The following is a 12,941-nucleotide window of genomic DNA, read 5'->3' on the forward strand; positions in this document are numbered from 1 at the left end:
GGTGAACATTTAATGACGCGCTTGCACAGGTGGGCTCAGCACGTGCTTGACGCTCTGAGCAGTGATGTTGCCGGCGCTTTGCTTGTCGATGCTTTGAATGGTATCGAGCTTCCAGTCTTTGACTTCAAGCACCAACAATTATGAAATAACCTGTCTTGGAGCACGATCAAAGTTGCCATTAGAAAATCATTGTGCAATATGAATATATTTCTTTATTGCAATCATACCGTGTTAAATTAGGTGATCCTAGTTGATCGATTTAGGTATTCAAGCCTTGGAATTTCATAGGGGGAGGCTCCTTCTTGAAGGAGGATTGTTGAACATCAGCCACCATATTGTTCTACGATAAAAATGTGTTAAAAATACATGGCTATTCAAAAGCAAGAATTCTATGAAGGTGCTGCGCTGCATCAGCTTATCCGTAAAGGTAGCGGGGCCCGCATTATCTTTCTAGCCCCTTTTTTTATTATTGATGATCGAGTGCAGATTTACTTAAAGTATTCGACTGGAATTCGAAGTCCGTGGGGATTCACATTTAATCCTGACGAACAAGATTTTCTCTACAAGAGCGCAATAGAGAAGCAAACAGTTATTGGATTAATTTGTGGTGCCGATGGCATTGCAGCATTGCCACTTGAGAAATACAAAAAGATAGCAATTCAGCGTAATACTGCTGTGTGGGTATCCTGCCAACGTAGGCATCGGGAGAGCTACGAAGTGAGTGGGCCCGATGACAGCGTGCCTGGAAAAATTCCGCCGTCCGACTGGCAGCGGCTATCAATGACCTGATGTAGGGGGGAGCATGAAGCATTGCGATCAAGTTTTGAATTTGCTACGAAAGCAAGTAAGCAATCCATCCGAGGCAGATGACATTAAAAAAACCGCTGCAGAAGTTGCCAGCAAATGGGTGGACCCGTTAACCGGCGACAAGGAAGAAACAAACGGACTCATTTACGGTCTTGTGCAAAGTGGCAAGACCGGGGTAATGACAGTTACCGGTGCGATGGGGGCAGATGAGGGCTATCGGACCATCATTATTTTGACGTCCGACATTGATCCACTTTATGAGCAAACGTTGGGAAGAGCTCAGGAAGCTTTTCCTGGTATTGATATTCTAGGAAAGAAGGATATTCGAGATACAGATTCCTTCTTGCAGCGAATAAAGGGGGGTACATGCGCAATTATCGTTACGAAGAATTCAGCTGTACTAACTACGCTTATTCAAAATTTCGAGAAAGGACGAGTGCGGGGACTTACCTGTCTCATTATTGACGACGAAGCAGATCAGGCTAGTTTGAACACGAAAGCGAAGCGCAGCGATGGGTCAAGAAGCACCATTAATGGCCTAATCGAAAATCTGCGAGCGTTCTTTAATAAGAATACATATTTGCAGGTTACCGCAACACCTCAGGCGCTTTTCCTTCAAGACGGAAACCATGCCTTCCGGCCAAAATTCACAGTTTTGAGCCATCCAGGCGCTGAGTACGTTGGAGGAGATGATTTCTTCTCGAACGAGTCAAAGTTGGTGAAAGAATTTCCTTTGAGTGAAATTGCCGTAATTGCTCCAGGCCCACAGCCTACACCAACCGCCACGATCCCGCCGTCACTGCTACGTGCACTTGATACTTTCATGGTAGGGGCGACGTTCAAACGTACGAGTGAGGCGGACCAAAATTGTGCATTCCTTTGTCACGTTAGTACCAAAACGATTGACCACGATCATATTGTTAATCTTCTTAGAAAGTACAAGCAAGAATTGGCGGGCGGGCTTAAGAGTAATAATGCGGCTGTCATCAAGCGGTTGAGAAGTGCCTATGAAGATCTGTCATCGACTCATCCCTCCCTCGCGAGGAGCAATTTCGATGATTTGTTGAGCTCAATCGCATTCTTTTCGCCAGGTATAACGGTAAAGTTAGTGAACGGAGAGACTGACGAAGATGTGGCCGTAAGATCGCCATATAACCTCTTTGTGGGGGGAAACAAGCTGGGACGCGGGGTGACAATTAAAAATTTGTTGGTAAGTTATTATGGACGCAACCCAAGGACTCCACAGGCAGATACTGTATTGCAACATGCACGTATGTACGGATATCGCAGAAAGGATATTGGGTTACTTCGTCTCTTCCTCCCCAAGGAACTACATATCGTATTTCGAGCTATCAATAAAATGGAGCAGGGTTTGAGAGAGCTTATTGCGACGAATCCAACGGAAGAATTTCGTGGGATCTATCTCGAGGGAGGATTAAACCCAACCCGCAAAAATGTACTGGTCCCTGGTTCGATCGGAGTTTATACCGGCGGAGGTAATTACAATCCTTCACAGATTACGCGTGATTCGAGCGTGCAGATACAAACATCTAAGCTAGATATGCTACTCGATCATATCGGTGATAAGCAATACGTTCAAATGCCCATCACGGAAATTCAAGCCCTTATCGAGCATATCGTGCCGGATACGAGCGAGTCCGAACGAGTATGGGACACCGTCGCCATCGCTGCATCAATGGGACAATATGCGAAGCTTTCAGGGACGAATGTCGGATACGTGTATGTCGATAGAGATCGCGAACTTCAAGAGCGACGTCGTGAAACACAAGGCATATTGTCGGGTGGTGAAGTTGGCGCGGTTCCAGATCAAAAGCTGACCCTTTTTCTCTTGAGAACAAAGTTAAAGAATGGGCAACAGGCAGCGTGGTGGCCTCAGCTACGATTTCCCGTCGGGCGTTATGCATTTGCCTTTTCAATCTGAGTATGGGTGGCCAGCTCGTCACCGATAACAAAGTGTCCTGCTTCCGATACAAAATACAAAACGCCAATGGCAACAGCGATGTTTGAACCGCTATAGTTGGATAGAGGAATTTGCTCCGGATGCGGGGTCAAGTCTTGCAATGACATATTACGTAGTCGGCGCAATCATTGAATGCGTTATTGCAAGACTTGACCCCGATTTTCCTTGACCCCGACCTTCTCAAGTTCGATATCTTGAGGTTTCCACCATGCACGATGGTAGGTCATATGCCCATTTATCGAAGTTTTTGTCCCTTGCATGTGAAGCGGTCGAAACTATACACATGCTCACCAGGATTCTCTCGACACCGCCCAATTAGTCGATTCGGAAATTCTTTATGACCATCTATAACCGCCATTTTTGCTTTGCATTGAGGGCAAGTGGCGGCATAGCGCACCAACCGAATTGTGCCGAGATTATTAAAGCCGAATCGTCGGTCTCTAACGATCTCCATCTGCACATCTATCTCCCTAAAAGCAACAAGCGAAGTGGGTGCCATTACGATGCGCCACTCTAACAGTCGGAAAAATGGCCGCAGGCTCACCCAAATCACAAAGATAAAGAACGACGAGCTTATTAACGATGTCGAAAGGTTTTTGATTGACCAATTGGGCATCTCCCAAAGTAGTATCCACAAAAATAGAATAGGTACGGCACAAAATATTATGGAAACGACGCCGTATGACAAAAATAGCCATTTCCTCCATCCCTCAAGGCGATAACCGTTTCGAAGCAGCGGTTTAGCCCACCATGAAGGTTCTGGGGTGAGTTCACGAATATAGACAACGTGCTCGATTTCTTCGGATTGAACGTCGGATATCTCGCTTTCGGGAATGGTGCAGATTCTTAGATAGTATTGTGAAGGTAGGCCACCGTTGCTTTTATTTTTTTCGGGCCATAGATAGAATTTTTGTCCTTGGTTGCGCGCGAAATCTTGAATACCCTTTTCCCTGGTCGGCAGCATTTCCTCCATGAGCTTTTTCCACATAGGACTCAGCCGTGATCCTGGGCTTTTGCCTTCTGGTAGCAGAATATTCATCTGCGCAAAAATATTCAATGCGGTGATATTGGTGTAGCTCTCCCCCCGTTTCAGCCGATTGATAGTAATAGTTGCTAGGGCCGCAAGCACTTCAAATGGCTGGGTCCGGTCAGTATATTGATCAACGTAGCTTTGCAGACATTTGGCTGAAGCAAGCAGCAAAACTTTTTCTTCCTGATACTCAGACTCACTCAATACACTGATTTCATTGGATTTTATTATTGTCATTTACTGTCCCTAGACGGTTTGAGACTGTTCCTGAACGTGGTACGGCTTGTATCGTTAGTCTCACCTGAACGGATTTCAGGAGACGCCAATGAGTAAAACTACCCACAGACAGAATGGAGTATCAATATGGAAAAGCTCGTAAATATAATATTTGAGATCATAAACTGGTATGAGAATACTGCGGTTCGAAAGGATGATCCAAGCGAAATTGCGGATTTGAAGATCTATCAGCGCCGCGCAGTTGCTACAGGATGCCTAGTGGCGGTTTTAGCGGGGTTATCTATGTTTGTAGACAGCACTGCCCCTGAGAGTGGCACGATGAGCGTGGTGATTGCCCCTCTTTTTTCCTTCATAGATACGGGGGTTACTTACGCACTCTTAGCCGCAACGATTGTTTGCTTGTATTATGCTGGCCGAAGTCTCTATATCTATACCCAGATTGGGGATTAAGCCAATAGAAACGGGCGGTGATTGAGCATATGACCTCAATTAGGGATTTCATTTGCCGAACATGCGTCGCCAAACTGAGGGCCTATCAGCATCATTCAATGGTTTATCCGTGCACTGCTTGCCATCCTCTGACCAGCGAGTTAGGAGCCTGCCGCCATTTGAATCACGGGCCAAACAAAAGGCGACGCGAAAACGCCCTCTTGCTTCAATATCGGCGTAGTACGGAACACCATACTGCAGTGGTTCAGGCTCCTTTATCGTGACACCAGACCTCCAAGGCGTCCCGTACTTGATGCAGCGGTCTACGCTAAAGGGTAAAGCTTCTTGGCCGTGCTCTTCATCGATGTGCCACATCTTTGCGCCCCTGTTAATCATGACTGTCAGGGTTTCACCTGTCGGCGAGGGGCTGTCATCGTCGATCTCTGCAAAAAAACAGGGAATGTCGTCTTTTAAAATTACTTTTGCTGGAGCGTCATAGCCTTTGGAAGTTGCGCGGGATTCGCCGGAGAATCCAAATACCAGTGCTAGCAGAGCAGTGCAAAAACCAATTAGTATGGAATAGGGACGTTGCATTTTCAGGAGCCGATTCGAGTCGTGTTGGGTAGGAGAGAGGTGTCTGCCGGGTTCCTTAGAAAACCGGAAAGTACCTTTTGCAAGAATGGCAGATCCAATATGCTTTGACGTTGCTCCTGCGAACCTTTCCCCGACAGGTATACCGCCTCGAAATAATGTGCAATTAGGTCCCCTTGCTGCTCCATATTAAACTCTGACATGGATTTTTCGCCATCTGACACAGTGTCATATTTATAGGCACGCGCAACTCTTTTACCTGGGTCTGTGCCATACCCACCTCGAAGCTGGATCTTTATTCCGGCCCATATCACGCTGTACCCCAACTGATACTGCCAGACATGGGCCATCTCATGAATGAACCAAACTCGTTCAGAATCTTCGCCTATTGAAAAATCTTGCTGGTAATAACTTTCCGGAAAATACATTTCGCCATTTGGCGTCATTGCATTATTGCTGGCTCCTATCATGTAGGCGCCGTTATGTACTTTGACCTTGGAGTAATCAACGGAATTTCGAAACATCTTCTGCGCCATCTCGATTTCGCCGGTCGTTAGTGGCCTCACTTTTTCCTCGATCGTATATTCTTTCACCGAAGAGCCCAGATTTTCAGTATTTGTTTTGACATCGTCCAATTTGATCTTGATTTCCGCTTTTTCCTGGCTAGCACCAGCGTTTTCAGCTTGTCTCTCGCAACAATAGAGCTGCTCCGGCTCCAAATCCGCGTCGGTAATGGCGCGCGGTTCATCGGTTGCTATACGCGCAGTCTTACCTTCCGCATCGGTTGTTCCATGCACCTTCTCGCCGTTATCAAGTGTGAGCGTATAAGCTACACCTGCTAGTGCAGCGCCCGAGCCAAGCAGGAATTTAATCTGCTCATCATAGCGCGTTGAGTTCATAGCCTGTTCGCCGGATATCAATGATCTATCAGTACTCCCCGCACTGAAGCCCGCGCCGCTCAACCCATCACCGCCTTGGAAGCTGGAAACCAAAGCACATCCACACTCACTGACATGCCCATCCAGAGCCACCGGCACGCCCATAGTCGTGAACGTCGGGCATCCCTCAATGATCTTATTAACGCCATGTAGCGGACAATTCACAAGATCCCCAATACGCGCAATCGCCCTGCCAAACACCGTATCAGTAGGCGAACCTGTCATCACCGTTCCACCAGGAACGTTTTTGTCGCCGACCAGTATGATTCCTCTTCCAAGCACAATCATTTGCGTCTCCTCATTCGTCTTCCAATGCAGCGAAATTCCATTGCCTGAATTCCGGGTCATAGAGAGCGACCTGATCAATGTTCAAGTCGTCCGTATACGCCACTGTTTCCGGAAGGCTGGTGATGGCTTGCGCCAGCTCTTTGTCTAAATGGTGCTGATTCCATTGGCGATTGATGACTTCTAACGTGTCGGCAAAAGCGAACAGGCCGGCGTCCGCGCGCACCTTGAGATAGGCATCGTAGATTTCTTCGTCGACGGTCAGTTCAAACGGTAGATGGCTGAAATCAGCGGCGATTGTTTGCTGGTGCGCAATCGGCACCGGAGCGCCTTTGCGCATGATCAGGCGATGATTGGCCGCGGCGTAGCCGGTCAGAAAGAGGAAGTGGAGTTCGCCATCAACGGCGTAGGCGTCGCGAAAATCGAAATTGTTGGCGTACACATTGTGATAAATCTTGGCTGGCGGCGCGGAGGAATAGGCGCCTTCTATCATCGCATCCAGGCGTGAAAAAAAACCGCAAAACGCTTTCTCGGTACCGGAAAGGTATCGGCACAGCGCATTCGCGTAACCCACCGCGCCTGGCTTGGGGGCATAGGAGGCGGTAATCCAAAAGGGACGGCTGGTATGGATGATGTGGCGGCAGCTACGTTCCGGGTCGGTGTTCAGCATGGCGTGTCTTCAATCAAGAAACTGCTTCAGACGAATGATGGGTATTGCTTGGCGGTTCGCCGGATGCCTGGCGACGGTGCGGTTTGCTAGCGCCCGTAATATTGTCTTTTGATTAATGTTTCAATATTAGCACGTAACATTCAGAATAAAAACGGGTTCTATTGATTAGTGGCGCCTGAATCGATCACCAGCTCGTTGCCGGTGATAAAGCGTCCTGTTTCCGATACGAGGTACAGGACACCCGCGGCTACATCGCTGTTTGACCCGATATGTTCGGGCTGATGATTCTGCTCCATGTCCATGAAGGTATGGGGCAGATCACCCTCCTCGTGCGTAGTCGCTTCCAGAACTGGCGGACGAGCCAGACCAGGATGGATGCAATTGACGCGGATGTTGCGTGCAGCGTAGCTTCGCGCATTGATGTAAGCCATGCGCAAAGCCGCCTTTGCCGCAAAATCCGCCGAAGTCTGCTGACTGCCTGACATGCCGCATAGCGACAACACATTGACGATCGCCCCGCCACCAGCGCGCTCCATGGCATCGACTACATGTTTGCTGCATAAAATGCTGCCGTTGACGTTGAGCTGTATGGTGCGCTGCCATTGAGCAATGGATAATCCTTGACCAGGCAGTAGATCCGCGTTGACCCCGGCGCTGTTGATCAGGATGTCGATACGGCCGAAGTGTGTCTCAACCGTGGCGATCATACGTTTAACCGCCGTCTCGTCGCTGACATCTAAACTCCAGAACCTGGCTTTCCCGAACTGTGTCTCCAGTAGGCGGGCGATGGTTTGTCCTCCCTGTTCTTGTTCATCGAGAATCGCAAGGTTCGCGCCGGCAGCCCTCAATGCGCTGGCGATTTGTAGTGAAATGTCCTGTGCCACGCCTGTAACCACGGCCACCTTGTTTTTGAGTGAGAAGTAATCCGAGAGTTGATTCATTGCGCTTTCCTTTAATTTGGTTGCAATCAATGAGGGTGCATTACCGCCCTTGTTCGCGACAGCGGCAATTTATTGCGACGTGTTTTCGTCATCCCCGAGCAATAAGTATATTTAACTATACGTATATGTAAAGTTTAATTTCCATGCAATCGTATAGATTGCTATCCATGGAAAACATTGGCGACCGGATCAAGATGATCCTTAAAGAATTGGATGGTCCTGAGCGTGGTAAGCAGACCAGGCTGGCAGAACTTGCTGGCTGTACTAAGGCCTTGATCGGTCAATTGACGAGAAACCCGGGACAAGAACTGGGATACCAATACGCCAAAAACATAGAGAAAAATCTTGGCTATCGGGTTGATTGGATACTAAAGGGGACGCTGCCAAAATTTGCTAACGAACAGGAATTTTCCAAACAGGAAACGAATGATCTGGACGAATTGATAGAGCTGACGCTCCTGTATAGACAGGCTACTGGAGCGGCGAGAATCAAACTGATGAAGTTCGCCCGCGCTCTTGATAAGGTACCGACAAACCTTAGAAAACCTATTACGATTGATAAATCGAAATAGCGATCTGAGGCTAAGCACTGGGCTGAAAATGAACGAATCATTCCTGATGTTCACTAAAAATGACTTGTTCATCATGTGTTGAATACTATAAAAACAATGAATATATTTGACTTTGACAAGTCAGCGGCGCACATGCTGTGGAGCATCCAGACGCCGCCGGCCAAAATCGACATAGCCGGACAAGTATCCAAAAACCCTATCAAAAAATAGGGGAAAAGAATACCTGTTGCTGATCTCGGGGTATCACAGGGTTATATTAAGTCTACCAATTCCCTACTTTAAAATCGGGTTAGAGGTGACTTATGAAGAAAATCGAATTGATCCACAAACTCTCGGAGCTCGATAGGCGCGGGGTGCATGTCCTGGCCCGACGCGACATCGAGAAGCTCTTCCCCGACGAGGGCGAGAAGGCGATGGAGAAGTCGTTGCAGCGGATGGTCGCCGACGGCCTCCTGCAGCGAGTGGCCAAGGGGCTCTATCTGAACCCGGCCGCGACGAGCAAGAACCGCTGGATCGCCGAAGAGATCGCCAGGGCGCTGCGCCCTGGATGCCTCTCCTATGTCAGCCTGGAGTCTATCCTGTCCGAGTATGGGGCCATCTCGCAGATTCCGATCAACCGGATGACGGTGATGACGACGGGGAAGAGCGGCGTGGTCGACACCCCCTACGGGACGATCGAGTTCACGCACACCAAGCGGCGCGCCGCAGAGATCATCAAGCGCACGATGCAGGCCAAGGGCCGGCCGCTCCGGATCGCCACTAAGCAGGCGGCGATCCGGGATCTCTTGCGCGTGGGCCGCAACGCCAACATAATCGATCGCAGCGAGCTCAAGGACGAGCCACAAGGAGAAGAGGCATGAGCGAGGACAAGCAGGATTTCAACGAGCTGGTCGATCTGGCCATGGCCAACCCGGGGTTGTCGGCGATGCGGCCGGTGGTGGAGAAGGAACTGCTGCACTACGAGATCTTCCAGGCGCTCGACAAGCTGGTTCCAGAGCTGGTGCTCTCCAAGATCGAGGACTACCTTGTGACGTTGGTCGGAGGTTTATTTATTCAGATGCAGACCACGCTTTTCAAGAGAGGCTAAAACATGTCCTTGCGAGAGGGTAATCCCCCCACAAAAAAGTATCAGTTAAAAGTAGAATTTTCTTAAATGCGATTTTGAGGAAGTTTTACATGAAGACATCACGCTTTACCGAAAGTCAGATCATCAACATCTTGAAGCAGGCCGAGGCCGGCACGCCAGTGCCGGAGCTTTGCCGTGAGCACGGGATGAGTTCGGCCTCGTTCTACAAGTGGCGTAGCAAATACGGCGGCATGGACGCGTCGATGATGACGCGGATGAAGGAGTTGGAAGACGAGAACCGTCGGCTCAAGAAGATGTACGCCGAAGAGAAGCTGAAGGCCGAGATCATTTCGGAGGCAATGCAAAAAAAGTGGTGAAGCCATCTCACCGACGTGAGATGGCACACGCGGCAGTCAAAGCGCATGGCATCAGCGTAAGCAGCGCATGTGCGACTTTCGCGATCAGCCAGACCTGTTATCGCTACAAGGCAAAGCTATCGGAAGATAACGAGCATGTCGCGGACTGGTTAATCCGGCTGACCGCGAACCAGCGAAACTGGGGCTTTGGCCTTTGCTTCCTGTATCTGCGCAACGTCAAAGGATTCGGTTGGAACCACAAGCGCGTCTATCGGATATATCGAGAGCTGGAGTTGAATTTGCGAATCAAACCCAAAAAGCGGCTTACCAGAGCAAAGCCTGAACCGTTGTCAGTGCCTACGTCGATCAACGATGTCTGGTCCATGGATTTCATGCACGATCAGTTGTCAGACGGGAGTAGCATCCGCCTGTTCAACGTGATTGATGACTTTAATCGGGAAGGCTTAGGCATCGACGTCGATTTCTCCCTGCCGGCAGTTCGCGTCGTTCGGTCGCTTGACCAAATTATCGAATGGCGGGGAAAGCCGACGACGATTCGCTGTGACAACGGACACGAATACATCAGTTCGACACTGGCCACGTGGGCAGAAAAGCGCGGCATCCAGATCAGTTTTATTCAACTAGGACAGCCGCAACAAAATGCTTATATCGAGCGTTACAACAGAACAGTTCGCTATGATTGGCTCGCCCACTATCTGTTTGAATCAATCAGCGAGGTCCAGGAATTTGCCACAAAATGGCTCTGGACCTACAATCACGAACGCCCGAACATGGCGCTCGGCGGTATCACCCCGAAGCAGAAATTGGCCCTTGCGGCTTAGCCTCTACTTTTAGCTTTGCTTAAAAACGGGGGGATTACCAGAGAAATGATGTATTCAATCAATGTCGGCAAATAAGTCGGCAGAATTTATCTTCAATATGGCTGATAAAATTTACAAATACGTTATAAATCAACATGTTGAATGTAATCTGCATATGGAAAAATAGTCGGCAAATATGTACGATTCTCTCCACCAGTTTAAGCCTCTCTTTCCAAGTTCCTGAGCTTTATCCGGAAACAAGCTTCCAGCAATGAATCACCAAGCTTGACCACGGAAGAGGTCGCAAAGCTTCCTGGCTTCAGCCGGCTACACATTTCCTTGATGTATATAGCAAAGGCCATTTTCTATATACATCACTACCAATGTGTATAAAAAAATGACTTTTCTATATATTCGCGATTGCCGTCTTTCGCCTTCTACAAAGCGGCTATAGATACTGTGACGCCATTCGCTTCCCGCGCATAACGCGCCGGCGCCAATCCTACATGCCGCGTGAACGCAACGCTGAACGCACTCGCAGAACCATAGCCAACTTGTTCCGCAACTTCGGCAACCCCACCCTCTTTCCGCCTCAACAGATTCTTGGCCATCGCCATGCGCCAGGCCAGCAGGTAAGCCATCGGCGCGACGCCCACCGCGCGGCTGAACCGCTCGAAGAACGCCGAGCGGGACAGCGCCGCCTCTTTCGCCAGCTGTGCAACCGTCCAGGGCCGGGTCATGCTTTCGTGCATCCGCCGTATCGCGGCCGCGAGGCGTTCGTCGGCAAGTCCGCGCAACAGGCCAGGCGACGCTGCCGTCCCCGCTGCGGAGCGGAGGGCTTCGATGAGCAGCACCTCCAGCAGGTGCGCCAGGATGACATCACGCCCGGGCCGCAGCGCGCGGGATTCGTCTCCTACCAGTTGCACGATGGTGGCCAGCCTGTTGGACAGCTTATTCTCGCCGTGGATGTGCAACAGCTGCGGCAGCAGCGACACCAGCAAGGCCGCGTCCGGCGAGCCGAAGACGCAGTAGCCTATAAGCATTTGCACCTCAGGCGGCCCGCTTTGCACGCCGAGCCTGAACTCGCCATGGGGCAGCGCGACGGGCTCGCTATCGGAGTCTGATGTCATCGGCGCGAAGCTGGACATCGTGAAGCCATACGCCGAGGGAATCAGGACAAAATCGCCCTCCTGCAGGCTGATCGGCTCCTGTCCGTCGACCGCGAGGCGGCACGAACCGTCGAGGATCACGCAGTAGAACGGTTGCCCGGCTTCCGAGCGGCGCACACGCCAGGGACCTGCGCCGCTGACGACTTTCGAGAACCGGGCTTGCGGTTGGAGGAGCGTGACAACCTCCGCGAGCGGATCGACCATAACTGGACTCCTGCTAATGAAACGTGGACTCTTGATTGTAGTACGTCCGGTTACGGCGGGCTACAGTCCCAATACACCAAACCACCTACAGGAGTCCCCATGAAAACCGTCCTCATCACCGGATGCTCATCCGGTTTCGGCCTCGAAACCGCCCAATACTTCCTCGCGCGCGATTGGCGGGTCATCGCCACCATGCGCACGCCGCGCGAGGACCTGCTGCCGCGCTCCGAGCGTTTGCGCGTAATCGCGCTCGACGTCACCGATGCGGACAGCATCCGCCGGGCCGTGGTGGACGCCGGGCCTATCGATGTCCTGGTCAACAACGCAGGAATCGGCATGCTGGGCGCCCTCGAAGGCACCACGATGGAAACTGCCCGCGAAGTCTTCGAGACCAACACTCTTGGCACGATGACGGTGATCCAGGCGGTGCTGCCGCAGTTCCGGCAACGCCAGGCCGGCGTCATCGTCAACGTCACGTCGAGCGTGACATTGAAGCCGTTCCCCCTGCTTTCCGTGTACACCGCGAGCAAGGCGGCGGTCAACGCCTTCACCGAGTCGCTGGCGCTGGAACTCCAGCAATTCAATGTACGGGTGAACCTGGTGCTGCCGGGACGGGCGCCAGAGACCCGCTTCGGTGAAAACGCCCAGCCCCGGATGCAAAGTGGCATCCCCGAGGCGTATGCCGACTTGGCAAAGAGCGTGTTCGCGGGATGGGGGCAGTCGTCTGCGGTTACTCGGGCGCAGGATGTGGCAGAAGCAGTGTGGCGTGCGGCGAACGATCCGTCGAGCCCGGTTCGTATTGCTGCTGGGGCTGATGCTGTGGCGCTGGCTGAGTCACGCTGAA

Annotated in this window: 15 protein-coding genes; 8 read left to right on the forward strand and 7 right to left on the reverse strand. The window is 50.9% G+C overall.

What is annotated here, in order from left to right:
• Positions 1-9 precede the first annotated feature (9 nt).
• Positions 10-132 (reverse strand): hypothetical protein, encoded by a 123-nt coding sequence (locus tag BCF11_RS28505; protein ID WP_255407812.1) that lies wholly within the window; start codon positions 130-132, stop codon positions 10-12.
• Between the two features lie 234 nt (positions 133-366).
• Here BCF11_RS28505 and BCF11_RS27535 point away from each other — a divergent pair, with 234 nt between their 5' ends.
• Both BCF11_RS27535 and BCF11_RS10560 read left to right on the forward strand, forming a co-directional pair.
• Positions 367-789, forward strand: coding sequence for a hypothetical protein (locus BCF11_RS27535; RefSeq protein ID WP_143751299.1), 423 nt, complete (start codon positions 367-369; stop codon positions 787-789).
• 13 nt (positions 790-802) lie between these two features.
• Complete coding sequence (locus BCF11_RS10560; protein ID WP_098494703.1) at positions 803-2,749, forward strand: Z1 domain-containing protein; 1,947 nt, start codon at positions 803-805, stop codon at positions 2,747-2,749.
• A 274-nt stretch (positions 2,750-3,023) separates the two neighbouring features.
• Here BCF11_RS10560 and BCF11_RS10565 read toward each other — a convergent pair whose 3' ends face one another.
• On the reverse strand, positions 3,024-4,055 hold the full coding sequence (locus BCF11_RS10565) for a hypothetical protein (protein WP_098494704.1): 1,032 nt from the start codon (positions 4,053-4,055) through the stop codon (positions 3,024-3,026).
• A gap of 126 nt (positions 4,056-4,181) precedes the next feature.
• Here BCF11_RS10565 and BCF11_RS10570 point away from each other — a divergent pair, with 126 nt between their 5' ends.
• Positions 4,182-4,505, forward strand: a complete 324-nt coding sequence (locus BCF11_RS10570; RefSeq protein ID WP_098494705.1) for a hypothetical protein — start codon at positions 4,182-4,184, stop codon at positions 4,503-4,505.
• Between the two features lie 48 nt (positions 4,506-4,553).
• Here BCF11_RS10570 and BCF11_RS10575 read toward each other — a convergent pair whose 3' ends face one another.
• From BCF11_RS10575 to BCF11_RS10590, 4 genes are all read right to left on the reverse strand, one after another.
• Positions 4,554-5,078, reverse strand: coding sequence for a hypothetical protein (locus BCF11_RS10575; protein ID WP_098494706.1), 525 nt, complete (start codon positions 5,076-5,078; stop codon positions 4,554-4,556).
• A 2-nt stretch (positions 5,079-5,080) separates the two neighbouring features.
• Entirely contained in the window at positions 5,081-6,301 is a 1,221-nt protein-coding gene (locus tag BCF11_RS28615; protein WP_369827744.1) for a PAAR domain-containing protein, read from the reverse strand.
• A gap of 10 nt (positions 6,302-6,311) precedes the next feature.
• Complete coding sequence (locus BCF11_RS10585) at positions 6,312-6,968, reverse strand: hypothetical protein (protein WP_098494707.1); 657 nt, start codon at positions 6,966-6,968, stop codon at positions 6,312-6,314.
• Between the two features lie 158 nt (positions 6,969-7,126).
• Positions 7,127-7,909 carry an SDR family NAD(P)-dependent oxidoreductase gene (locus BCF11_RS10590; RefSeq protein ID WP_098494708.1) on the reverse strand — a complete coding sequence of 261 codons (783 nt, stop codon included), beginning with the start codon at positions 7,907-7,909 and terminating at the stop codon, positions 7,127-7,129.
• 167 nt (positions 7,910-8,076) lie between these two features.
• On the opposite strand from BCF11_RS10590, the gene BCF11_RS10595 reads away from it, so the two are divergent.
• The 4 genes from BCF11_RS10595 (at position 8,077) to BCF11_RS10610 (ending at position 10,745) form a co-directional block, all read left to right on the forward strand.
• Positions 8,077-8,481, forward strand: a complete 405-nt coding sequence (locus BCF11_RS10595; protein WP_098494709.1) for a hypothetical protein — start codon at positions 8,077-8,079, stop codon at positions 8,479-8,481.
• A gap of 302 nt (positions 8,482-8,783) precedes the next feature.
• Positions 8,784-9,341 carry a type IV toxin-antitoxin system AbiEi family antitoxin gene (gene abiEi / locus BCF11_RS10600; RefSeq protein WP_098494710.1) on the forward strand — a complete coding sequence of 186 codons (558 nt, stop codon included), beginning with the start codon at positions 8,784-8,786 and terminating at the stop codon, positions 9,339-9,341.
• The gene (locus BCF11_RS10605) at positions 9,338-9,568 is read left to right on the forward strand and encodes a hypothetical protein (RefSeq protein ID WP_098494711.1); all 231 of its coding nucleotides are present in this window, start codon (positions 9,338-9,340) and stop codon (positions 9,566-9,568) included. Before abiEi ends, BCF11_RS10605 begins: the two co-directional genes overlap by 4 nt.
• 89 nt (positions 9,569-9,657) lie before the next feature.
• A protein-coding gene (locus BCF11_RS10610; RefSeq protein WP_098494712.1) for an IS3 family transposase occupies positions 9,658-10,745 on the forward strand; the annotation gives its coding sequence in 2 pieces (ribosomal slippage) (positions 9,658-9,910 and positions 9,910-10,745; 1,089 coding nt in all).
• Between the two features lie 416 nt (positions 10,746-11,161).
• Here BCF11_RS10610 and BCF11_RS10615 read toward each other — a convergent pair.
• Complete coding sequence (locus BCF11_RS10615) at positions 11,162-12,097, reverse strand: AraC family transcriptional regulator (RefSeq protein WP_098494713.1); 936 nt, start codon at positions 12,095-12,097, stop codon at positions 11,162-11,164.
• A gap of 99 nt (positions 12,098-12,196) precedes the next feature.
• On the opposite strand from BCF11_RS10615, the gene BCF11_RS10620 reads away from it, so the two are divergent.
• A complete protein-coding gene (locus BCF11_RS10620; RefSeq protein WP_098494714.1) occupies positions 12,197-12,940 on the forward strand; it encodes an SDR family oxidoreductase in 744 nt (247 codons plus the stop codon).
• Position 12,941 lies beyond the last annotated feature (1 nt).

It is taken from the genome of Collimonas sp. PA-H2, from assembly GCF_002564105.1.
Classification (GTDB): domain Bacteria; phylum Pseudomonadota; class Gammaproteobacteria; order Burkholderiales; family Burkholderiaceae_D; genus Collimonas.

Excerpts from the sequence above, each read along its gene's own strand:
- BCF11_RS27535 (WP_143751299.1), top strand. The coding sequence starts at position 367 with ATGGCTATTCAAAAGCAAGAATTCTATGAAGGTGCTGCGCTGCATCAG.
- BCF11_RS10560 (WP_098494703.1), top strand. The coding sequence starts at position 803 with ATGAAGCATTGCGATCAAGTTTTGAATTTGCTACGAAAGCAAGTAAGC.
- BCF11_RS10565 (WP_098494704.1), bottom strand. The coding sequence starts at position 4,055 with ATGACAATAATAAAATCCAATGAAATCAGTGTATTGAGTGAGTCTGAG.
- BCF11_RS10570 (WP_098494705.1), top strand. The coding sequence starts at position 4,182 with ATGGAAAAGCTCGTAAATATAATATTTGAGATCATAAACTGGTATGAG.
- BCF11_RS10575 (WP_098494706.1), bottom strand. The coding sequence starts at position 5,078 with ATGCAACGTCCCTATTCCATACTAATTGGTTTTTGCACTGCTCTGCTA.
- BCF11_RS28615 (WP_369827744.1), bottom strand. The coding sequence starts at position 6,301 with ATGATTGTGCTTGGAAGAGGAATCATACTGGTCGGCGACAAAAACGTT.
- BCF11_RS10585 (WP_098494707.1), bottom strand. The coding sequence starts at position 6,968 with ATGCTGAACACCGACCCGGAACGTAGCTGCCGCCACATCATCCATACC.
- BCF11_RS10590 (WP_098494708.1), bottom strand. The coding sequence starts at position 7,909 with ATGAATCAACTCTCGGATTACTTCTCACTCAAAAACAAGGTGGCCGTG.
- BCF11_RS10595 (WP_098494709.1), top strand. The coding sequence starts at position 8,077 with ATGGAAAACATTGGCGACCGGATCAAGATGATCCTTAAAGAATTGGAT.
- abiEi (WP_098494710.1), top strand. The coding sequence starts at position 8,784 with ATGAAGAAAATCGAATTGATCCACAAACTCTCGGAGCTCGATAGGCGC.
- BCF11_RS10605 (WP_098494711.1), top strand. The coding sequence starts at position 9,338 with ATGAGCGAGGACAAGCAGGATTTCAACGAGCTGGTCGATCTGGCCATG.
- BCF11_RS10615 (WP_098494713.1), bottom strand. The coding sequence starts at position 12,097 with ATGGTCGATCCGCTCGCGGAGGTTGTCACGCTCCTCCAACCGCAAGCC.
- BCF11_RS10620 (WP_098494714.1), top strand. The coding sequence starts at position 12,197 with ATGAAAACCGTCCTCATCACCGGATGCTCATCCGGTTTCGGCCTCGAA.